23 protein-coding genes are annotated in these 23,008 nt (G+C 37.3%); 13 read left to right on the plus strand and 10 right to left on the minus strand.

The features are described 5' to 3' along the window. Positions 1–562: 562 nt before the first annotated feature. The gene (locus tag JFL43_RS13160) at positions 563–1,795 is read right to left on the minus strand and encodes an aminopeptidase (protein WP_100795846.1); all 1,233 of its coding nucleotides are present in this window, start codon (positions 1,793–1,795) and stop codon (positions 563–565) included. 203 nt (positions 1,796–1,998) lie between these two features. Here JFL43_RS13160 and motA point away from each other — a divergent pair, with 203 nt between their 5' ends. The 4 genes from motA (at position 1,999) to JFL43_RS13180 (ending at position 5,684) form a co-directional block, all read left to right on the plus strand. Next, entirely contained in the window at positions 1,999–2,802 is an 804-nt protein-coding gene (gene motA / locus JFL43_RS13165) for a flagellar motor stator protein MotA (protein ID WP_100795847.1), read from the plus strand. Beyond that, complete coding sequence (motB, locus tag JFL43_RS13170) at positions 2,786–3,580, plus strand: flagellar motor protein MotB (RefSeq protein WP_200749388.1); 795 nt, start codon at positions 2,786–2,788, stop codon at positions 3,578–3,580. The genes motA and motB overlap by 17 nt, the downstream gene beginning before the upstream one ends. Positions 3,581–3,680: 100 nt before the next feature. Continuing rightward, complete coding sequence (locus tag JFL43_RS13175) at positions 3,681–4,772, plus strand: carbohydrate kinase (RefSeq protein WP_200749389.1); 1,092 nt, start codon at positions 3,681–3,683, stop codon at positions 4,770–4,772. A gap of 3 nt (positions 4,773–4,775) precedes the next feature. Next, positions 4,776–5,684: a pseudouridine-5'-phosphate glycosidase gene (locus JFL43_RS13180; protein ID WP_200749390.1), complete on the plus strand. Its 909-nt coding sequence runs from the start codon at positions 4,776–4,778 to the stop codon at positions 5,682–5,684. Between the two features lie 62 nt (positions 5,685–5,746). Here the strand turns inward: JFL43_RS13180 and JFL43_RS13185 are convergent, their stop codons facing one another. Next, on the minus strand, positions 5,747–5,968 hold the full coding sequence (locus JFL43_RS13185) for a DUF1128 domain-containing protein (RefSeq protein WP_100795851.1): 222 nt from the start codon (positions 5,966–5,968) through the stop codon (positions 5,747–5,749). Positions 5,969–6,025: 57 nt separating this feature from the next. Beyond that, positions 6,026–6,166: a hypothetical protein gene (locus tag JFL43_RS13190; RefSeq protein WP_200749391.1), complete on the minus strand. Its 141-nt coding sequence runs from the start codon at positions 6,164–6,166 to the stop codon at positions 6,026–6,028. Between the two features lie 344 nt (positions 6,167–6,510). Between JFL43_RS13190 and JFL43_RS13195 the strand changes: the two genes are divergently transcribed. Both JFL43_RS13195 and JFL43_RS13200 read left to right on the plus strand, forming a co-directional pair. Then, the gene (locus JFL43_RS13195) at positions 6,511–6,861 is read left to right on the plus strand and encodes a YtxH domain-containing protein (protein WP_200749392.1); all 351 of its coding nucleotides are present in this window, start codon (positions 6,511–6,513) and stop codon (positions 6,859–6,861) included. 20 nt (positions 6,862–6,881) lie between these two features. Further along, positions 6,882–7,823, plus strand: coding sequence for a YihY/virulence factor BrkB family protein (locus JFL43_RS13200; RefSeq protein ID WP_200749393.1), 942 nt, complete (start codon positions 6,882–6,884; stop codon positions 7,821–7,823). Positions 7,824–7,846: 23 nt separating this feature from the next. On the opposite strand, the gene JFL43_RS13205 is transcribed toward JFL43_RS13200, so the two are convergent. The 3 genes from JFL43_RS13205 to JFL43_RS13215 form a co-directional block, all read right to left on the minus strand. After that, positions 7,847–9,751, minus strand: coding sequence for a heavy metal translocating P-type ATPase (locus JFL43_RS13205; protein ID WP_200749394.1), 1,905 nt, complete (start codon positions 9,749–9,751; stop codon positions 7,847–7,849). A gap of 244 nt (positions 9,752–9,995) precedes the next feature. Beyond that, positions 9,996–11,534, minus strand: a complete 1,539-nt coding sequence (locus tag JFL43_RS13210; RefSeq protein WP_200749395.1) for a fumarate hydratase — start codon at positions 11,532–11,534, stop codon at positions 9,996–9,998. A 138-nt stretch (positions 11,535–11,672) separates the two neighbouring features. Then, positions 11,673–11,861: an SE1561 family protein gene (locus tag JFL43_RS13215; RefSeq protein WP_100795855.1), complete on the minus strand. Its 189-nt coding sequence runs from the start codon at positions 11,859–11,861 to the stop codon at positions 11,673–11,675. A 429-nt stretch (positions 11,862–12,290) separates the two neighbouring features. Here JFL43_RS13215 and JFL43_RS13220 point away from each other — a divergent pair, with 429 nt between their 5' ends. The 3 genes from JFL43_RS13220 (at position 12,291) to JFL43_RS13230 (ending at position 15,439) form a co-directional block, all read left to right on the plus strand. After that, a complete protein-coding gene (locus JFL43_RS13220) occupies positions 12,291–13,466 on the plus strand; it encodes an MFS transporter (protein ID WP_200749396.1) in 1,176 nt (391 codons plus the stop codon). A gap of 128 nt (positions 13,467–13,594) precedes the next feature. After that, positions 13,595–14,485 (plus strand): D-alanyl-D-alanine carboxypeptidase family protein, encoded by an 891-nt coding sequence (locus JFL43_RS13225; RefSeq protein WP_325166682.1) that lies wholly within the window; start codon positions 13,595–13,597, stop codon positions 14,483–14,485. 111 nt (positions 14,486–14,596) lie between these two features. Then, a complete protein-coding gene (locus JFL43_RS13230; protein ID WP_200749397.1) occupies positions 14,597–15,439 on the plus strand; it encodes a class I SAM-dependent methyltransferase in 843 nt (280 codons plus the stop codon). A 106-nt stretch (positions 15,440–15,545) separates the two neighbouring features. On the opposite strand, the gene JFL43_RS13235 is transcribed toward JFL43_RS13230, so the two are convergent. The 4 genes from JFL43_RS13235 to JFL43_RS13250 form a co-directional block, all read right to left on the minus strand. Then, positions 15,546–17,294: a methyl-accepting chemotaxis protein gene (locus JFL43_RS13235; protein WP_200749398.1), complete on the minus strand. Its 1,749-nt coding sequence runs from the start codon at positions 17,292–17,294 to the stop codon at positions 15,546–15,548. A gap of 267 nt (positions 17,295–17,561) precedes the next feature. Further along, the gene (rlmD, locus tag JFL43_RS13240; protein WP_200749399.1) at positions 17,562–18,938 is read right to left on the minus strand and encodes a 23S rRNA (uracil(1939)-C(5))-methyltransferase RlmD; all 1,377 of its coding nucleotides are present in this window, start codon (positions 18,936–18,938) and stop codon (positions 17,562–17,564) included. A gap of 33 nt (positions 18,939–18,971) precedes the next feature. Next, a complete protein-coding gene (locus JFL43_RS13245) occupies positions 18,972–19,793 on the minus strand; it encodes a polysaccharide deacetylase family protein (RefSeq protein WP_100795860.1) in 822 nt (273 codons plus the stop codon). Positions 19,794–19,844: 51 nt separating this feature from the next. Then, on the minus strand, positions 19,845–20,744 hold the full coding sequence (locus tag JFL43_RS13250; RefSeq protein WP_200749400.1) for a TIGR01777 family oxidoreductase: 900 nt from the start codon (positions 20,742–20,744) through the stop codon (positions 19,845–19,847). Positions 20,745–20,952: 208 nt separating this feature from the next. On the opposite strand from JFL43_RS13250, the gene recX reads away from it, so the two are divergent. From recX to JFL43_RS13270, 4 genes are all read left to right on the plus strand, one after another. Then, positions 20,953–21,762, plus strand: a complete 810-nt coding sequence (recX, locus tag JFL43_RS13255) for a recombination regulator RecX (RefSeq protein WP_200749401.1) — start codon at positions 20,953–20,955, stop codon at positions 21,760–21,762. After that, complete coding sequence (locus JFL43_RS13260; protein WP_200749402.1) at positions 21,755–22,081, plus strand: YfhH family protein; 327 nt, start codon at positions 21,755–21,757, stop codon at positions 22,079–22,081. The genes recX and JFL43_RS13260 overlap by 8 nt, the downstream gene beginning before the upstream one ends. Continuing rightward, positions 22,082–22,342, plus strand: coding sequence for a YfhJ family protein (locus JFL43_RS13265; RefSeq protein WP_200749403.1), 261 nt, complete (start codon positions 22,082–22,084; stop codon positions 22,340–22,342). A gap of 70 nt (positions 22,343–22,412) precedes the next feature. Then, on the plus strand, positions 22,413–22,565 hold the full coding sequence (locus JFL43_RS13270; protein ID WP_200749404.1) for a hypothetical protein: 153 nt from the start codon (positions 22,413–22,415) through the stop codon (positions 22,563–22,565). Positions 22,566–23,008 lie beyond the last annotated feature (443 nt).

Below are 23,008 nucleotides of genomic sequence, written 5' to 3' on the forward strand. Positions count from 1 at the left end.
TAACATTGCTACATAAGTATAGAGGAAAAACTACAAAACCCCTATGTTACATATTGGAAGTTATAAATAATTATGAGATATTATATGGAAATGGTATTTATAAATAACTAATTTATGGGGAAGTGTAAGGTTATAAGTTTCATAATGTCACAATTCTGTTACTAAATTGTGAGGAGAATTTAAAAAAACAGTTACTTGCACGAGGCAAGTAACTGTTTTTGTTTTGGATTAAAAATTAGTTTTAGGTTTTGGATCAACAAGAGTTGCAGTTGAAGAATCTAATCCTACTAGTAGATAGTAAATTAGGATTCCGCCAGTAATTAGGATAAGAGATGAAAATCCTAAAAGTGTTACCATAAATGTAGCCATCATAAAACTCCTCTCTACCATTATTAAAGTTTCATTATCTATTAGTATACATGATATTGTGCATGAAGATAAGTCTAATTTATGGAATAACATTTTGTTAAAGCTATTTATGGACTTAAGTTGCATGTTTTAGTAAAATTTAGTGTGTAAAATGAAAAATAAAGTATTTTTTTAGCGAAAAGTCAGGGGAATATTAAAAAGCCCAGTTTCCTTTGCGGAATAATGGTTCTTCCTTGCCATCAGCTGTAATACCATCTATATCCATTGTGTCAGAGCCAATCATAAAATCAACATGTGTTAGGCTTTGGTTCAGTCCGCTTTCGGCAATTTCTTCACGTGACATTGTTTTACCACCATCTATGTTGAAGGCATAAGCACTCCCAATCGCTAAATGGTTTGAGGCATTTTCATCGAACAATGTATTATAGAATAATAGACCGGATTGTGAAATAGGTGATTTATGAGGTACTAAAGCAACCTCACCTAAATAATGAGAGCCTTCATCTGTTGCTATAAGTTGTTTTAACACATCTTCACCTTGCTCAGCGGTTACGTCTACGATACGTCCATCTTCAAAGGTGATTTTAAATTGATCAATAATATTTCCACCATAGCTTAATGGTTTAGTGCTAGAAACAAAACCGTTAACGCCAGTTTTAAGTGGAGCAGTAAAAACTTCTTCTGTTGGCATATTTGCCATAAACTCTTTACCTTGAACGTTGACACTACCGCCACCACACCAAATATGGTCTTTAGGAAGCTCGATTGTAAGGTCTGTACCTGGTGCACGGTAATGTAATTTATGATACTTTTTGTCATTTAAATAAGATACTTTTTCATGTAACGATTCATCAAGTATTTTCCAAGCAGCAATTGGATCTGTAACATCCGTTCTAACGGCTTTGAAAATAGCCTCCCAAAGTGCATCAACTTGTTGCTCCTCTGGTAAGTCAGGGAAAACTTTAGCAGCCCATGCTGCAGAAGGTGCCGCAATAACATTCCAGCTGATTTTATCAGATTGCGCATATTCACGGTATTTACTTAGTCCTTTACCAGCAGCTTTTTGGAATGCAGCAATACGGCTAGATTCAATACCAGCTAATAAATCTGGACTTTGAGACATAATGCTAATGAATGCAGCACCTTGCTCAGCTAACCAGTTTCGTTCTTCTGTTTTCCAATGTGGATAAAAGTCGAAAGAATCTGCAGGAGCTAACTCGTAGCGTAAACGGTTAATTTGATCATCAACGAAATCAACAAATACTTGTTTAGCACCAGCTTCATATGCCTTTCTCGTAATTAGACGGACTAATTCTACATTATCGGTAGAGGCGCTAATGTACAGAAATTGATTAGATTGTATATTGACACCGATTGTAACAGCAAGTTCAGCATAACGAGTTAATTTTTCATCAAATGAATACATAAATGACATTCCTCCTTGTGATAAACCAATTGTAACAAGTTGTGAGTGAATAGGAAAGAAATAGAAAAGGGATAGAAAAGGGCCAAAAATTTGTCTTTTTCATGAAAATTCGGCAAATATCTTCTATTGTTTGCGATAGATTATTAACATAATGAAATATAAACCGAAATAAAAAAAAGAATGACGATTTTGGGGGTACTAAAATGGATTTATCATCGGTTATTGGTATAATAATAGCTTTAGTTTCGCTATTAGCAGGGATGTATTTTAAAGGAGTTACTCCTGACGCATTACTGAATCCAGCAGCTATACTTATTATCATCTTCGGTACGATCGCAGCAATTACGATCGCATTCCCTAAGAGTGAGTTAAAACGTATACCTAAGCTGTTTGGGCTTATCTTCAAGGAGCAAAAGTTAGTAAGTGATGTAGAGATTATTAAAATGTTTTCACAATGGGCAGATTTAGCTCGTCGTGAAGGGTTACTAGCACTAGAAAGTAAAGTATCCGAAATTGATGATCCATTTTTAAAAAATGGATTAACTCTGGCTATTGATGGTCAAAATGCAGATTATATCCGCGATGTTTTAAATGAAGAAGTGGAAGCGATGGAAGATCGCCACTCAAGTGGAGCTTTGATTTTCTCACAAGCTGGTACATATGCCCCGACACTTGGGGTACTTGGTGCGGTAATCGGTCTGATTGCTGCACTTAAAGATTTAAATGATATTGATCAGCTAGGACATGCTATTTCAGCAGCGTTTGTAGCGACGCTTTTAGGTATCTTCACAGGTTATGTATTATGGCATCCATTTGCAAACAAATTGAAACGTAAATCTAGCCAAGAAATTCGTCAAAAAACGATGATGATTGAAGGTATTTTATCAGTTCTAGAAGGTGAAGCCCCTCGCGTAATCGAACAGAAATTGGCGTCTTATTTAACAAAAGAAGATCGCTCTCAAATAATGGACGAAAGCGGGGCGGGTGGCCTTGGCAAAGAAATCTAGAAGAAGAAAAAAACATGAAGAACATATGGACGAATCCTGGCTAATTCCTTATGCCGATATTCTAACGTTATTATTAGCACTCTTTATCGTGTTATTTGCTTCTAGTACAGTTGATGCGCAAAAAATGCAACAACTTTCTACCGTCTTCAGTTCCATCTTTGATGCTGGTGATGGCGTAATGGAGCATTCATCACCAGTTGATCCAATGACGCCAAAAAGTGATAACACTGATAAAACTGATAGTAACGCAGCTTATTTAGAGGATCAAGAAGCTTTATCAAAAATTAAAGGTAATGTAGATGAATTTATTGCTGTTAATGAGCTTGAAAAGCAATTTGCAACAAAGCTCACAGATGAAGGGCTACTCGTAACGATTCGAGATAGTATTCTATTCGATCCAGGTAAAGCAGATGTGAAAAATGAATATCAAAATCTTGCAAAAGAATTGTCTAAGTTACTTGTATTTGATCCTCAGCGTCATGTCATCATAACTGGTTATACAGATAATGTACCAATGAATAATGCAGAGTTTGCTTCTAACTGGGAGCTAAGTGTCATGCGTGCAGTTAATTTCTTGAAATTAGTTGTTGATGATAACTCGAAGCTGGATCCAGCATTCTTTAGTGCAAAGGGATATGGAGCAAATAAATTTGTAGCTACTAATGATACGGATAAAGGTCGTGCAAAAAACAGACGTGTAGAAGTACTGATTCAACCTTTAGTAAAAAAGGACGGTACAAATACAACTGAAACACAGGCATCAACAGAATCAGAATAATTAATAGAGAAAGACGATATGTAAAATACGTATCGTTTTTTTTTTTGACTTTTAAAAAACAAAAGTTTATAATTTAAACAAATGTAATAAGGGTGATGACATGAATGAAAAAGAGTTAATGATTCTAAAGTTAATTCGTCAAAATCCATTTCTGTCCCAACAAGAAATGGCTGAGCAATTGAATATGTCGAGACCAGCTTTAGCTAATATTATCTCAGGTTTAACACGTCAAGGTAAAATTGTAGGGAGGGCGTATATATTGCCAGCGGAAAATGAAGTAATCTGCATCGGTGGTGCTAATATGGACCGCAAGTTTCATATTAAAGGTAAAGCTCTGTTAAGTACTTCAAATCCTGCAACTGTTACGCAAAGCATTGGCGGAGTAAGTCGTAATATTGCAGAGAATTTAGGGCGCCTAGGACACCATGTATCGCTTTTAACAGGTGCAGGCAAGGATTCAGACTGGAATGCTATTAAGGAATCTTCTGAGAGCTATATGAATGTTTCTAATGTAGAACAGTTTCAAAATGCTTCGACGGGCTCATATACGGCTATTTTAGATGAGCAAGGTGAAATGATATTAGCTGTAGCAAATATGGATGTTTACGATTTATTAATGCCAGATGTGCTAATGAAACATGAGGCAGCAATGTCAAATGCAGCTTGTATCGTAATGGACTTGAATTGTCCTAAAGAAACAGTGGAGAGCATTAAAGAACTTGCATTGGTTAGACATATACCATTTGCGTTAATTCCAGTTTCTTCACCGAAGATGAATCGCATGCCAGAAAATTTACAAGGTGTGACATGGTTTATATGTAATCGTGATGAAGCAGCAACGTATTTGAGTAGTACAATTACTTCGGAGGAAGATTGGAAAAAGGCTGTGCAGGCATTATTAGATAAAGGTGCTGAAAATGTCGTCATTACAGCGGGAAGTAAAGGTGTCTATGCGGCTTCTAAGGAGGTTGCAGTGAAAAACTATGCAGCTATTCAAATTAATGGTGTTGAAGACGTTACAGGTGCTGGAGATGCCTTTGTAGGAGCATTGCTACATAGCTGGATCCGACAAGAACCTTTTGCAGAAAGCATTCAAAATGGTTTGATGAATGCAGCAAAAACATTACAATGCGCATTTACTGTGAGGCCAGATTTATCTGCAAATAAACTTAAAAAAGAGCTGGAGGAATAATACATGAAACAATATTTATCATTCTCAGAAGAAGTAAAAGCTGCACAAGAAAAAGGCCTACCAATCGTAGCATTAGAATCTACAATCATTTCACACGGTATGCCTTACCCACAAAATGTTATTACAGCACGTGAAGTTGAACAAATTATCCGTGATAATGGTGCTGTACCAGCAACTATTGCTATTTTAGAGGGTCAAATCAAAATCGGTCTTTCTGATGAAGAATTAGAAGTACTAGGTAACTCTTCAGACGTTGCAAAAGCATCTCGTCGTGACCTAGCTTATTTACTTGCGACAAAACAAAAAGGTGCTACTACAGTGGCTGCAACAATGATCTGTGCAGAATTAGCTGGTATTGAAATGTTCGTAACAGGTGGTATTGGTGGTGTTCACCGTGGTGCTGAAACAACAATGGATATTTCAGCTGACTTAGAAGAACTTTCACAAACAAATGTTGCAGTAGTATGCGCAGGTGCAAAATCTATTTTAGACATCGGCTTAACTTTAGAATATCTTGAAACTAAAGGTGTACCTGTAATCGGTTATAAAACAAATGTATTACCAGCATTCTACACACGTCAAAGTGATTTCGATGTTAACTTCCGTGCGGATAATCCAGAAACAGTAGCAGAAATGCTACGTACGAAATGGAATTTAGGTCTAAAAGGTGGCGCAGTAATCGCTAACCCAATTCCTGAAGCAGATGCATTGGATCACGACTTCATCACTAACATTATCGAAAAAGCGTTACAAGAAGCAGAAGAAAATGGTATAAATGGTAAACAAGTAACACCGTTCTTATTAGGTAAAGTGAAAGAGTTAACAGAAGGCAAGAGTTTAGTGGCAAATATTGCGTTAGTAAAACATAATGCAGTAGTTGGCTCTAAAATCGCTGTTCAATTAAATAAATAATTGCGAATATGAAAAAAGCTAGGAACAATGCCATTGTAGTATGGCCGTTCCTAGCTTTTTCATTATTTACGAAGTGAGCCTAATTCAGTTACGATTGCTTGCATTTCGCTTGGGCTAAACGTATCACGTTTCATAACCATTTCATAAAGATATACAAGGTCTTCGTATTGAGCGGTATCAAAATGCTCAGGTTTCATGGCGTCTGCATTGACCATACGAAGTTTATCTTTGATCATATCAATCATGTAGTTGACATTCTCAGTAGAGGGCTGTGTTAGATTCATAGAAATCCCTACCTTTCGTTCATTACTACAGTATCATTTCATGCTCTGTACAGAATGTCAAATACAAATTACTGCAGCTTGTTCAGCTTCTTTTTCTTCTTTCAACTTCGCTTTAATAGGTTTCGTTTCGAGGATGACTACACCTGGTAGCCAATAAGAACGATTAAGCTTGGAATTGTGAAATATGATCTGCAGCATATAGAGCGTGCTTTTTAGAGATAAAGCCTAAGGGCAGTTGGTAACAGCCAAACTTGTAACACGCCGATTCGAAAAGTCTGAGAAACCCCAGAACCGACGACGCCTAAAATATCATTTAAGTTATCTATTCAAAATTCCTATTTTCCACATTTCCTCAAAGTGGAAGAATAACCTCTTTCTATTTAATTCCTCATCTCCTGATAATATTCTCAAAATTCCGTATATTAGACAAGGAGAATTTTTTTGAAGAGAATAGATTATCTAGCCATTACTTTCGTTTTATTGTTAAAGTATAAGGGTATACTATTTCACAGGATTTAATTGCTAGGAGGAGAAGGTTGTTTATGACGAATAAATTATTTGTAGGAATCGCAATTGGAGCTTTTACAGGAGCAGCAATTAGCATGTTGGATCGTACAACACGTAACAACACAGTAAACACGGTTAAAAACATTGCGGAGGACGTACAGTATTACGCCAAAAATCGTGATGAGCTTGCTGAAAAGGTACAAATTAAAGTAGAAAAATATCAATCTTTATACAACACATTTACAACAGAAAAAGATTATTACCTTGAGAAAATTAATGAAATACAATCTTTTTCGCCACAAGTGAAAAATCTTTTGACAGATACTAAAAATGCATTTGTATCGCCAAAAGAAGAAGAGGAAGACCCTAATGTAATTCATCTTTGAGCTAACCAAGGGGGAGAGCAATGAGTAAAGATAATGGTTCTGATTCAAAGTCTTCAGCAGTATTCGACAAGATGAAGATGATGCAAATTGAGAAGAAGGATAAGGAAGAGAAGGTCAATGATATAACAACATTAAAAGGTTTTTTGATGGAGTATATAAAGCGTTTGCAAGATGCGGATATCTCGGGTTTTAGCGCACAATTAGCCTATTTCTTCCTGCTATCATTTTTTCCATTACTCATATTCTTAGTGACATTACTACCGTTTTTAAATATTGATCAGGATCAGGTGTATTTGTTTTTAAATGCAATTTTACCTGAACAAGTGTATTCACTTATTAATGGAACAATTAGTGAAGTACTACAAAATAGAAATGGTGGATTATTGTCGATTGGTGTCATCGGTACGATTTGGTCAGCGTCAAAAGGGGTAGATGCGCTGATCAAATCATTAAACCGTTCCTACGATAAAGACGAAACAAGGCCATTTATAATTGCTAGATTAGTGTCAGTTATTTTCACATTTCTCTTAGTAGGTTTGATCATAATTGCGCTTTTGTTATCTGTTTTTGGTAAGCAAATTGGCACTGTATTATTCTCTTACTTTGGGTTAGCAGTAGATTTTTTTAATCTGTGGAATAATATACGATGGATTATGCCGCCATTGCTAATTTTTATTGTATTAACGGTAATGTACTGGATTGGACCGAATATTAAGTTGTATTTACGCAGTGTTCTACTAGGCTCTGCTGCTGCAACGATTGCATGGATTGTACTATCTTATGGATTTTCTTACTATGTTAGTAATTTTGCAAATTACTCTGCAACTTATGGCAGTATCGGAGGGATTATCATTCTAATGTTATGGCTGTATTTTACAGGCATGATTTTAATGGCTGGTGGTCAGATTAACGCGATTATGCAGCAGAGAAGAGAAGTGTTAGAAGCACGAAAAAGAGGATGATCACTAGTGGTCATCCTCTTTTTTTAGATATTTTTATTTAATAGTCTTAAACCATTTAAAATGACAAGAATTGTACTACCTTCATGTCCGACAACACCTAGTGGTAAATCTACTACTTGAAGGAAGTTTGAGATAATTAATAGGGTTATGACTGTAATAGAGAAGGCGATATTTTGTTTGACAATCTTTTGCATTTTACGTGATAGTTTTACTGCATAGGAAATTTTAGAAAGATCATTTTTCATTAATACAACATCAGCCGTTTCCAAGGCAACGTCGGTTCCTTCACCCATTGCGATACCTGTTGTAGCAGTTGCTAGAGCGGGTGCATCGTTAATGCCGTCACCAACCATTCCGACATGTTTGTATTTAGCCATTAAATCTTTCATATGCTGTACTTTTGTTTCAGGTAAGCATTCGGCGATATAAGCATCAACACCTGCTTCACGGGCAATTACTTTTGCTGTGTTTTCATTATCCCCAGTTAACATAACAGTGTGAATACCAAGCTCTTTTAGAAGGGCAATCGCACGTTTTGACTCTTCGCGAACTGTATCTTTCATGGCTGCTATAGCAACAATTCCTTGTTCATCACGTACGAAAATAACGGTCTTACCTTCATCAGCAAGAGTAGGTGCAATGCCATTTGCGAAGCTCATAGCTTCATTCTGACCAACGAAATCGGCTTTCCCTACTTTATAAGCTATGTTATTCACAATTGCTTTTAAGCCCCAGCCAGGTACATCTTCAATTTGTGCTTTATGGAAAGTTGTAATGCCTTGCTGTTTTGCATAAGCCGTAATAGATTGCGCCAATGGGTGATTTGATTGTGATTCAATACCTGCAACAATCGATAGTGTTTCTTGTTGATCCAAACCTTCACGAACCATAAATTCAGTGACAACAGGTTTACCTTGTGTAAGCGTACCGGTTTTATCAAATGCGATAGCGTTTAAAACACTTAAATTTTCTAAATGCATACCACCTTTAAATAAAATACCACTTTTTGCACTGTTAGAAATGGCTGATAATGTTGCTGGCATAATCGATGCGACAAGAGCACATGGTGATGCAACAACAAGTAACACCATTGCACGATAAAAGGTAGTGGTCCAGTCCCATCCAAGTAGGAAGTGAGGTAGGAACATCATAAATACAACAGTGATTAAAACAAATTTTACATAAGTCCCTTCAAAACGCTCGATAAATTGTTGGGAAGGGGATTTCTCACTTTGAGCTGATTGGACAAGGTCGATAATTTTTTGGAATAAAGATTCAGAATTTGGTTTTGTCATTTCCATCGTAACAGCACCACTCATATTGACAGTACCTGCGAATACGTCGTCACCTGTGAGTTTAGTAACGGGTAGGGCTTCACCACTAATTGCAGCCTCATCGATAGCCGTTGCACCTTCAATGATCATGCCATCAGCTGGAACACGTTCACCAGGTTTAATGAAAAGACGATCACCTGTTTTTAATGTAGCTACGGAGACGCGAGTTGGTTCACCTTGTTCGTTTACTAACCATGCTTCTTCAGGTTGAAGATTCATTAAAGCTGAGATTTCTTTATGGCTTTTATTCATCGCATACGTTTCAAGAGCACCACTTAATGCGAATATGAAGATTAGAATTGCACCTTCAGTCCAGTAGCCGATAATGGCTGAACCAACGGCAGCTAAAATCATAAGGAATTCTACATTCAATTCCTTGTTAGCAATTGTTTCTTCAACGCCTTCCTTAGCTTTTGCAAAGCCACCGACCAAAAAAGCTAGGACAAAGAAGATAATAGATGAAGTGCCCATGTCACTTTTACTTAGTAGCCAAGCGATTAAGATAAGGACACCTGAAGCGAGAGCAGCAATTAGTTCAGCATGTTCTTTTAGATTCTCAATTAGCGATCGCTTTTCTTGGTTTGTCATTTCCATTGTCATACCTCCTGATAATGAGTATCAATATCGAAACCATTATTAATCAATAAAAATGGCTTTCTATAAGGGTTTGTAAGTAATTATTACAATCATTTTTAATTTAGAATTATTATAACATGTGGATTCTGAATGGGAAAGTCAATTATTTAATAAATGTTAATTTCTGAGGAAATGTGCATCGCGAAAATAAAAAAACTCTCAAAGACTATGAGTAGTCTTCGAGAGTTACATTCAAATTCTATTAAAAAACGCGTTCAGCATTTAGAGCTAATTTATCAAGAGATGATTTTTGAACGTCTGCGTGTAAAGAATTACCGTGAGAGTCCATCGTTACGACAGCTGTGAATCCTTCAACTGATAAGTGCCACATTGCTTCTGGAATACCGAATTCCATTAAGTCTACTCCATCTACTGATTTGATACAGTCTGCGTAGTATTGTGCAGCGCCACCAATTGCATTTAAGTAAACGCCACCGTGTTCAGATAGAGCAGCAAGCGTTTTTGGTCCCATACCGCCTTTACCCATAACTGCGCGGATACCAAATTTTTTCATAATATCGCCTTGGTATGGTTCTTCACGGATAGAAGTTGTTGGACCAGCAGCTTTTACTGTCCAGTTATCATTTTCGTCTTTAGCCATTACTGGACCACAGTGATAAACGATTTGACCGTTTAAATTAACAGGAGCATCATGACTCATTAAGTGATGGTGGATTGCGTCACGGCCAGTGTACATACGACCAGTAATTTTCACAACATCTCCAACGTTTAATGAACGGATTTGTTCTTCAGAGATGGGTGCAGTTAATTCAACGACTTTTTTCTCAGGAGCTTTAGATGCTTCTGTTTGTGGTTCGTCTTTGAATGAAATTTTCTCGCCATCTTGGTAGTGCCAGTTGCTGATTTCACCAGTTGTAGCATCGACATCGATTGCCATGCGACGGTAAGCCCAACAGTTATAAGCCACAGATACGTAGAATGATGCCGGAATACGGTTCATAACGCCAACTTTACAGCCTAGTAGTGTTGCTTCACCACCGAAGCCCATAGTACCGATCCCTAAAGTGTTAGATTTTTCGATTATATAATCTTCTAATTTCGCTAAATCAGGATTTGGGTTTGTGTCATCGACATGACGGAATAATTGTTCTTTTGCTAAATCATATCCAGATGAGCGGTCTCCACCGATACCTACGCCGATGAATCCAGCAGCACAGCCTTGTCCTTGTGCTTGAAAGACAGAGTGAAGTACACATTTACGGATACCATCTAAATCACGACCAGCACGGCCAAGACCTTCTAATTCAGTTGGTAAGCTGTATTGAATATTTTTGTTTTCACAGCCTCCACCTTTTAGAATTAATTTGATTTCGATGAAGTCATTTTCCCATTGTTCAAATTTCATAACAGGAAGACCATCACCTAAGTTATCGCCACTGTTAGCACCAGTTAATGAATCAACAGAGTTTGGACGTAGCTTAGCATCAGCAGTAGCTCGAGCGATTGCTTTTTTTATAACTTCTTTGATTTCTATTTGGTTTACGCCAACCGGAGTTTTCAATTTGAATGTTGGAAGACCAGTATCTTGACAGATAGGTGAAATATTATCATCAGCCATATGGATATTAGTTGAGATTGTATCTAAACTCATTGCTGCGCGAGTTCCCGCATTTTCGGCATCTTTCGCTTTTTTTATTGCGCGGCGAACATCTTTCGGCAAGTTCGTAGATGTTTCAGTTACTAAATCATAAATGCTTTGTTCAAGCTTTTCTAAATTCATGTAAATTGCCCCCTCAAATAAGGTAATTTTATAAGTTCATACTTATTATACCCTTTTCAAAATATGAAAAAAAGAGCGTGAATTCACGCTCTTTTAGAAACTTGCTAGAAATTATAGAAACCAATCATTTTTTGTCGATTAATTTCCCTTTTTGTCGTTGAATTGATCCATTTTATCTTCTAAATCGTCCATCATTTGAATAAGGCGATCGATATCTTCCAATTCAGTTGTTTCTGGGTCAATGGCATCTAGAACTTCTAAAAAGATTTGAAGACGTTCTTTTAAGTAGGTTACTTGTTGATCTTTGTCTGTAATGGATTTGCCCATCGTTACACCTCATTTCTTCTACCTCATAGTAGCTGATTTATATAGTTTTTTCAATTGAAATAGTATAATACTAGGACTTAAGAAATATTTTAATGTTGCATGTATTTAGAAAATTTACAAAACTTATATATTGTGATAAAGTGTAATTAACATAAAGGAAGGGAGGACAACGAGAAAAGTAAAAAAAAATCCTGGAATTGAAGGAGGGAGTTAGCAGTTTACGGTGAAATACTGTGAAGGCGTTAAGTGCAACTGCAAATATAAATGGATATAAGTAATTGTTAGAAGGCTCAGTACACATGTCATTAATGTGAACTGGGCCTTTATTTGTTATGAAAAAAATATATCAGAATAGCGCATGAATATGATAATATTGTAAAAGAATCTCGGCAATACATAAATTGTTTATATGTTATCAAGGAGGAAGAAATGGGATATAATACTAATTTTGAAAAGAGACGATTTTGGATATTGGTTATTATTGTATCCATTTCTGGTTTCTCTCAAGGAATGTTATTGCCGCTTGTGTCGGTAATTTTCGAGCAGGATGGTGTTTCCTCTGCTTTAAATGGTTTGAATGCAACAGGTTTATATTTGGGTACTTTGCTCGTGTCACCTTTTATAGAGCGGCCACTACGTAAATATGGTTATAAGCCAATTATTATTGTTGGCGGGGCGCTCGTCTTTTTATCTTTATTAATGTTTCCACTTTGGAAGAGTATCACGTTTTGGTTTGTACTGCGAATATTAATTGGAGTTGGTGATAATGCATTACATTATGCAACACAAACGTGGATTACATCCACAGCACCAGTTCATTTACTTGGTAAGAATATTGCCATTTACGGCTTATCATTTGGGATAGGCTTTGCAGTTGGCCCTTTGTTTGTCCCATTGATGAAAATTTCCGAGGGATTGCCATTTATCGTGTCCTCTCTTCTTTGTCTACTAGCATGGTCACTCGTTTTCTTCGTGAAAAATGAACATCCAGAAGCGATCCAAATGACGAGTGTCGGTGATAATGCATGGGGCCGTTACGTGAAAACATTTAAATACGCTTGGGTTGCCTTTTTACCACCATTTTGTTATGGCTTTCTAGAGTCGTCATTGAATGCATTATTCCCAGTATACGCACTGCGAAAATCATTTGATGTATCCATGGTATCGATTATTTTAGCAGCTTTTTCTACAGGAGGAATCTTATCGCAAGTGCCACTAGGTATGCTTGGAGATAAGATAGGTCGTCGAAAAGTCAGCTTGCTTGCTCTTGCAGGTGGGGGAACGATTTTCGGGATTGCCAGCTTCTTTGAAGGGTCAGAAATTGTAGTAGCAATTGCATTTCTTTGTGCGGGTGTATTTGCAGGCTCAGTGTTCTCTTTAGGTATTGCTTATATGACCGATTTAACACCAAAGGAATTGTTGCCAACAGGTAACTTATTATGTGGTATTTTCTTCAGCTTTGGCAGCTTGTCAGGACCGTTTTTTGGCGGTATCTATTTACAACTTGTCGATCAATATAGCTTCTTATTATTAGTCTCAGCAATATTATTAATTGTTTTCTTCGTCTCATTAATTGGTGGGAAAACAGTGAAGCATGCCGTATAAAGGAGTCTTTGTCGCCTTAATAAGTGACAAAGACTCCTATTTATATGAAAATTAAGAAAAACATCAGAATTCCTTAAAGTTTTCTTCATCTCTATTTGTTTTAATAGAAGAGAAGGGAGTTGCTTCATGTGAAGAAGAAGCGAAAGATGAAAAAAAGTGTTAAATTATTGACAGTATTATTAGTGATAGCTGTACTATGGGTTGCTAATTTATACATAAATGATCAGCAAAGAGTAACGCAGGGAGAGCCGGAGTTACATAGTAGCAATGCCATTTTAGTTGATCTAAAAAGTAAAAAGGTAATGATTGATAAACAAAGTGAAATGAAGATTTACCCTGCATCTTTGACGAAAATGATGACAGTTATTGTAGCACTTGAGCATTTACCGGATTTGGAGCAACAAGTAACATTACCATTTACGATGTTTAATGAGATTCAAGCTGCAAATGCTTCTGTAGCAGGTTTCACTGCTCAGGAGCAGGTATCGGTGCGTGATTTGTTATATGGTAATATGTTACCTTCAGGAGCGGATGCATCGGTTGGTTTAGCCATTGCAGTTGCAGGCTCAGAGGAGGGCTTTGTGAAGCTAATGAATGACAAGGCGAAAAAGGTCGGGATGAATGATACACATTTTATGAATGCGACAGGCTTGCATGATGCTGAGCATTATTCGACTGTGAAAGATTTATCTAAATTATTACGTTATGCATTGAAGGATGAAACTTTTTATGAAGTGTTCACTGCACAGCGTTATACGACTTCTGCAACGAATATACATCCAAATGGTATTACTTTTACTAGTTCCATGTTTGATAAACTACCGACAGCTAGTATTGAGGGTGGTACGATTTTAGGCGGTAAAACAGGCTATACAGATAAAGCGGGACTTTGTTTAGCGAGTTTAGCTGAGAAGAACGATAGAAAGTATATTTTCATTACGACAGGTGCACCGGGAGATCATAATACGGAGCAGTTCCATCTGATAGATGCTATGACTGTTTATAATCAAATGTTTTGAAGATGTAAGATTGTACAAATGTGTACAATCTTTTTTTATTGCTACGTTAGTGTTGTCCCTATATGATAAAGATAGTTAATAATGTGAATATAATGAAAAGGGAAGTGTGCAATGATTACTGAAGGAAGAGGGAAAGTAGATTTCGAGCAGATTTGGCAAGAAGGGATGAAAGATTGGTCCGGACGGATGCCAGAGCGTATGATAAATGATACGTTAGAAGAGCAGTTCTGGGCAAAATACATAGAGAAGAATGCGGGGAAGGAGCCTGATCCTTATGCAGAGGGGATATTTAAAATAATTGCACCGTTCATTGCGCAATCAGATACCGTCCTTGAAATTGGTCCTGGTTGGGGAAATTATACGTTCCCACTTGCAAAACATGTGGAAAAGCTCACTTGTGTAGATAGCTCTGCAAGCATGATTGAATATTTGCAAAGGAAGTGTGACGACGACGGTTATAACAATATCTCTTTCATCCATGAAAAATGGGAGGATTATAATAAATCTGAGCAATATGATATTGTTTTTGGTATGAATTGTTTTTATCGTATTTATGAAATTAAAAGAGCGCTTCAACAAATACATACTAGTGCGAAAAAGCTGGCCATTATTGGTGTGACATTTGCACCGATGCGACCACACTATATCGATTTACATAATAAGTTTGGCTATGCTTTAAAATATCCGAGAAGAGATTATATTGATCTCATGAATATTCTTTACGAACTTGATATTCATGCGAATTGTCAGATTGTGAATCTAGAGAAAACGTATACGTACAATTCTTATGATGAGATGATTCATGCAAATAGTGTCAAGTTACTGACGCCGAATATAGAACGAGCACAAGTAGAAGAGGCCGTGAAGAATTACGTAGAGTTCAAAGAAGGGCGTTACCATTATAAGCATCAATTTAAAGCGGCTATTTTGTATTGGCATCCTAGTTTCACATAATTAAGAAAGCCATCCTCAATTAATGTAGGATGGCTTTGCATTGTAGATAACATTAGTGCTAGAAATCGGCTACATCTAGCTCCGAGCGCTCTACGCTTTTGTTCAATTATTTTAGTTTGAATCGTTCAATAGATGATTTCAATGAGTGAATTTCATCTGATAATAATGTTGCTGATTTGGCAATGACATCAATGACATTTTGTTGCTCGTCAACTGAAGCGAATACTTCTGTAGTAGCTTTCGCATTATGTTCACTTACTTCAGCAATACTTTCAATAGCAAAAGAAACCATTTCTGTAGAAGCTATTAATATATTGACACCTTCTGAAACGTCCTCAATGGCTGTTTTGATAGCAACAACATTCGATTTAATATCTTCAAAAGAGGTTTCGGTTTTCGTAACAGCCTCATTTTGTTCTTTGACAATCACTGTGGTCTTAACAATTTCTTCATTAGCTAGCAGAGTTTCATGTTCAATGCCACGTAGTGTTTGTTGGACACTTTCTGTAGAAGCAGCAGTCTGCTCAGCAAGTTTTCTTACTTCATTAGCGACCACGGCAAAACCTTTACCATGTTCACCAGCTCTAGCAGCTTCAATACTCGCATTAAGCGCTAGTAAATTCGTTTGGGCAGAGATTTGGTTAATTGTTTCGATAATATTTTCAATATCCTTCATTTTTGTAGATAAAGATAGGAATACTTTTTGCACATGTTCGACTAAGTCGGCAGATTTCACAGACTTCTCTTTTAATAATGTTAAATTTTGAAGTCCTTGCACGTTAGACTTTTGCATTTGTTCTGAAGATTGCTGCATATACTCATTTTTATGATGTAGCATCTTGATTTGCTCGGATAATCCATTAATGACTTGCTTAGTTTCATCAGCATCTCTTGCTTGTTGTAAAGAACCTGCTGAGACGTCTGATACCGCCCGTGTAATTTCTGTTGTAGAAGCTGTTACTTCTTCAGATATGGCTGTTAAGCTTGTTGAAGTACCTTGAATATCGTTAATCGTATCATCGACTTCACTAATTAACGTTTTTAATTGTGTTACCATCCCATCAAAATGGTCATTTAATTGGCCTATTTCATCGCCACGCTTTAATTCGTTTAAAGGAACAGTTAAATCACCAGTAGAAATTTTCTTTACTTTATGTGTTAATTTTAAAACTGGTACACCAAAATGTCTCGCTAAGAAGAACATGACAATAGCAGCGATTACGAATGAAATGAGTAAGGCTACACCCATCACAACAAGTAATTGCTGTGCTGATGAGTTAAAGTCTTTTTTATAAGCACCAGCGCTGACAACCCAACCCCAATGTGGATCGATTTCCGCGTATGTAATTTTATTAGCGAGTTTGTTCTCGTCATCTGGCAGATGGAATGGATATTCGGCAAAACCACCACCAGCTTGAGCGTTTTTAATAATTTTTTGGATGAAATATTGCCCGCTACTATCTTTTAATTCCCATGTTTGTTGATCTTCTATATTAGGGTGGGCAACCATATAGCCATCTTCTTGTAAAATGAACATATAACCACTTTCACCCAAGTTACCAGGGTATGTAATTTCACGGTGCCCATCAGCAGTCTTTTTTCCAATAATTTGGTTTTTTACAGTCCCTTGCGCTTCCTTCAATGTTAAGTTCCCTTTTTGAACTTCAGCATCTAGTGATTCAATAAGTTGCATCGTTGTTTGGACGCTGTTTTTGACAATTGTTTCGCCTAAATCATCCATGCTAGATTTTGCACTTTGATAGCTGAAGAAGCCAATAATGATACACGGTAATGCGACTAGAAGAAATGAGTTCAACATGAGTTTCCATTGAATAGAATTACGTATTCGTTGCATATAGTTCCCTCCTTTGGTGTAAATTATCTATTAATTCTATTATGAATTCGCATACTATGATAAGCAATGAGAAAATTTATTGAAAAAGATAAGATTTTGTCACAATGTAGCGAAGAATGTGGTATTGTAGCTGATTTTGCATTGTGGTAATAGTAGATAACTCTTATTTATGGCTTAAGAGATTTGGGTTTTTGAATAAAGTAATAAACATTGCATTTTTTATAAAAAAAGATTGAAGTTCGAGTGAACTTCAATCTTTTACATATATTATTTCGATTTCAATGTTAATAATGTGACTGATTCAACATGTGCTGTTTGAGGGAACATATCCATTGGTTGAATATATTGAACGTCATATACTTTTGTTAACTCTTGTAAGTCTTTCGCTAAAGTCGATGGGTTACAAGATGTGTAGACGAAACGTTTTGGTTTAACTTGTAAGATTGTGCTCAGAAGGCTTGGTGCAAGGCCTGTTCTTGGTGGATCAACAGTTAATACGTCTGGAACGAATTTTTCTTTACGCCATTTCGCTAGCCACTCTTCAGCGGAACCTGTTACATATTTGACATGATCAAAGCCATGTTTTTTCGCGTTGCGTTTTGCATCTTGAATGCTCTCTGGAATAATATCCATACCCCGTACTTCTTTTGCATCTTTTGCTAACCAAAGGCCAATTGTACCAACCCCGCAATATGCATCGACTACTGTTTCTTGCCCTGTTAATGCCGCAGCTTTTTGAATCTCATTGTACAGATAAACAGTTTGCAATGGGTTGAGTTGGAAGAATGCACGGGCCGATAAGTCAAAGGCAAGCTCACCTAGCTCCTCATGAATCGTTTCCTTTCCGGCCAACGTATATGTTTCATCTCCAAATATTAATGATGTTTTTTCAGCATTAATATTTTGCACTATGGATACGACAGTTGGATCAATTTGTTTTAATCGATTAACGAGTAAGTCTTTTTTAGGGAAGCCTTTACGTGTCGTAATAAGGACGAGTTGTACTTCGCCGGTTTTAATACCAGTGCGAACGACGATTGTACGTACGATACCTTTTGACCGACCATCATAAATTGGGATGTTCAACTCATCTAAAATTCGTTTAGTAGCTGTCGTAATTTTCGTTGTCATCGGATGTTGAACAGCGCAATCTTCAATGTTTAACAGTTTATGGCTATTGGCAGAAAATAAGCCTGCAAGCACTTTTTTATCAGGTTTACGTACTTGGAATTGACTCTTATTTCGATAATGCCAAGGGTCTTCCATGCCGATTGTAGGGCGCACGTCGATTTTACTAGCTTGTGATTTCACATACTTTGTAAGAGCTTGAACGATGACATCTCGTTTTGCGGCTAATTGCCCTTTGTACGTTATATGTTGCAATTGGCAACCACCACATTCCTCGTATACAGGGCATGGTGGTGTTTGTCTTATTGGTGATTTTTTATGAATCTTCACCACTTCAGCTTCAGCAAAGTTACGGTTTACTTTAGTTACTTGTGCAATGACATCCTCACCAGGCAGAGCACCTTTAACAAAAACGACGTTACGTTTATAGTAGCCGATTCCTTCACCATTAATGCCGAGCCTTTTAATTGATATAGTAAGTTTTTGTCCCATTTCCATAATTGATTGTTGCGTCAAAAATTACACGTCCTTTTTCGCTATGTTCCTTCATTATAACGAACGGTCGTGTGGATTGAAAGAAGCAGCTAATCCTGCTTCTTTGTTGACAAGATTATTAATGGAATCGAATCGATAACCTTTTTTACGTGCATCTTTTATGAATTTTGGTAATGCTTCAGCGTTATCCGGTGATACAGTATGCATGAGGACGATGGCACCAGGATGAAGTTGTGACATTAAGTTGTCATATGCATATTGCCAGCCATGAGGTTTATCAGCAATCCAGTCTTTAAAGGCAACAGACCAGAAGATATGTCGGTAACCAGCATCATTGCCGACTTGCAGTAATTTTTCATTAAAAGAACCTTCTGGTGGTCTTGCAAAAATAGTGCGCTCAACGGTTGTAAGCTCACTTAACTTTTTATCGAATTTCTGCCATTCCTTTAGTATTTCCTCTTCACTTAATCTCGCCATATTCGGGTGGCCATATGAGTGATTACCGATATCATGACCCTCTTCTACCATCCGTTTGACGAGGGGAGTAGCACTCGTTAAATAGTGACCTGTGAGGAAAAATGTCGCTTGAATTTTTTCCTTTTTTAAAGTATCTAAAATGCTTGCTGTATAGCCATTTTCATAACCATTATCAAATGTCAGATAAATGACTTTATCATCCGATTTCCCTTTATAAAGGGCGCCGTACTTTTCTAGTAGTTGATCAAATGCAGCGCCAGCTTCTGGTGGTTGTTCATTTTGTGCTTTTTTAAAGCCCCAATGAAATTCCTCCGCAAATGCGGTGAAAGGATTTGCGATTGTACCAACAAATACGATGGCACTCGCAATTACAATACCGAGCAAATGGTTTTTCCACATAAAAACGCAACCTTTCTATTTTAAATAGTAGGTTGCGCCAAGTAGCGTTCTTTATGCGTACAAATTTTCTAATGCAGTGTTTAACGTTGAATATTCAAAATGAAATTTTTCGGCTAATAAAACTTTCGGTAGTACTTGCTGACCTTCTAAAACGAGTTGGCTTTTTTCGCCTAGTGCTAGCTTTAGCAAAATGGATGGAGCAGGGAACCAATGTGGTCTATTAAGGGTTGCAGCAATTATTTCACCAACTTGCTTCATACGGACTGGGTTTGGTGCTGTTACATTGAATGGACCAATGAAACGATCATTTTCTACTGCAAAACATAATGCGGATGCGACATCTTTTATATGAATCCACGACACCCACTGTGAGCCAGATCCGACTGTACCACCGACGAAAAGTTTATACGGTAAACCCATTAAAGGTAATGCACCAGCATCTTTACCTAAAATAACACCAAAACGCGCCATTGCTACGCGAACCCCAAATTTCTCCGCCTTTTTAGCTTCGTATTCCCAATGCATGACGGTTTTCCCTAAATAGTCTTTCGCTACTTGCCTAGAACTTTCAGTGTATGTTGCCGCTTTTGAAGATGGATATATGCCAATTGCGCTTGCATTGACGAGTACTTTAGGTTTCTCATCAAGTACTCTAATAATACGAAGAACTTCTTTCGTTGCTACCATCCGACTTTCATAGATGTCCTTTTTACGCTCTGCTGTCCAACGGCCTTCATTTAATGAGGTGCCTGCTAAATTAACAAAAGCATCAATATTTTGTAAATGTTCTTCAGGCTTTGCGTTTTTTGTTAGCCATTGTATATAATGAATGCCTTTTGCTGAGTAGCTTTTTTTCCGTGTTAAAATAAAAATTTCATGTCCTTGTTGTTGCAAAAGTTTTGTTAGCTCACTTCCAACGAAGCCTGTGCCACCTGTAATTGCAATTTTCATAATTATGCCTCCCGTTCAAGAATGATTTACTTTTATAAGAAGATTTTATATTGAGTTAGACCATACCCTAACTCAAGCTGAATGAATCTAATAGAAGCGGGTGTAATAGCTTTCCATTCATATGTATGTTTTCATTATATGTAAGTATAGTCGAAATGAAGAGTATTTAGAAAAGTTGTATACTATAATTTAGCAAGGGAGTGTTTCGATGACTCGAGTTATCACAAAAATTACGCGTCAAAAGAGAAATCAGGAGCGCTATAATATTTTTTTAAATGAAGAATATGCTTTTAGTGTTGATGAAACAGTACTCATTCAGTTTGGCCTTATTAAGGGCAAGGTCATTGAAGGGCTTGAATTGGATGAGATTGCATTTGATGATGAGATTCAAAGATCATACAATCGTGCGTTATCTTTTTTAAGCTATCAAATGCGTAGTGAATTTGAAGTGAAGAAAAAACTGCTGGACTTAGAGTTTGGTGAAGCCGTTATTCAAGAAGCGATTCAAAAGTTGAAGAAACACGGCTTTTTAAATGATGCAACATATACAAAAGCACTTCTTGAAACAAAGAAGAGAACATCTAAAAAAGGTCCCGGTGCAATCCGACAAGATATGCAGAAAAAGGGAATTGATAAAAAACTCCAAGAAGAAGTGCTGGATACCTTTTCAGAGGATGAACAGTTAAGTATTGCATTAAAACTTGGAGAGAAGGTAGCTTTTTCTGAACAACGTAAAACTCCGACGCAAGTAAAACAAAAGATTCAAGATAACTTAATGCGTAAAGGTTATTCCTTTGCGATAATAGAGCAAGTACTTGACCAAATCGAATTTGCACGGGAAGATGATGAATGGCAACAAATGATTCAAACGCAAGGTGACAAAGTGTGGCGTAAATACTCTGTGAAATATAGTGGTTATGATTTGCATATGCGTGTGAAGCAAACATTATATCAAAAAGGCTTTCCAGCTGAAATTATAGGAATTTTCATTGAAGAGAAGGAGCAAGAGAATGGATAAAAAATATAGCGACATGACACCAACAGAATTACGAGGAGAAATCGCAAAGTTAAAAGAAAAAGCGAGAAAAGCAGAGCAATTAGGGATCTTAAATGAGTTTGCCGTTTACGAACGTAAATCATTAATGGCTCAAGCCTTTTTAATAAACCCAGACGATTTCAAACCGGGTGAAATGTACCGTATTGAAGGAGATCCAGGAGTGTTCTTTCAATTGGAATATTTAAAAGGGCGCTTTGCATGGGGTTACCGTCTCGGTGGCGATCGTTATGAAGAAGCATTACCTATTTCGATGCTAAAACCAGTAAAGGGGGGCTTCTAATTGGAAACAGTAATTGATACGCTTGTATCAGAACTAAAAGCAAGTAATGAATTATTAACTGAAGAACGTGCTCGCGTGTGGATTGAATTATTGTGGTCTGATTTTGAAGCAACATACGCAAAGGCCGGCTATGATTATCAAGGTGCTGAAATGACGGAGAAAATTATTCGCCAATGGATTCAAGGCTACGGTCATCAGCTACATGATTTTGCAGGACGCAACCCAAAATATGCGCACTTATTAGATACAACTGACAATTAAGCAAAAAAAACAAACTGGCCGCTCACATTAGCTGTGTAGCGGTGTCTTTTTGACTGGTGGAGTAGCTACGATGACTGAGAGCTTAACTGTTATGACTGGGGACACAGCTTCGATGACTGAGAGCTCAACTGTTATGACTGGAGGCTTAGCTTCGATGACTGTAGCCAACTGTTATAACTGGGAGCTTAGTTTTTATTTAATCCATACCGGTTATCTACATTAGTTTAAGTTTTCGTTCGTAACAAGTGATTTTTCTGAATATGCGATGCCAGTGATTAATCAGCCTATGCTTGAAATTTAGAATTCTATGCTCGTTAGGATAATACTTCCAAAAAGGAAAGACTACTCCACATTTTTTCTAGGAGTAGTCTAGGTTGCTTTCGGTATTAAGATGAGATATCCAGCTTCAGGCGCTAACGGCTCGAGGTCATTTCCATTCTCTCGGTCGAAAACTAAAAAGACGTTTTCGATTCGAGAATTCCAATGCTTGTCGCCGTTGAGCGAGCGCCTTCAGCATTAACTCCATCCTGCTTCAGGCGCTAGCTGCTCGCGACGTTTCAGCCGGGCGCTCAAAGTCAAAGCGCGACTTTGGCTTCCGTCTTCCAACGTGTTTCGCAGCTGGACGAGCGCCTTCAGCATTAACTCCATCCAGCTTCAGGCGCTAGC

It is taken from the genome of Viridibacillus soli, from assembly GCF_016612995.1.
Lineage (GTDB): Bacteria > Bacillota > Bacilli > Bacillales_A > Planococcaceae > Viridibacillus > Viridibacillus soli.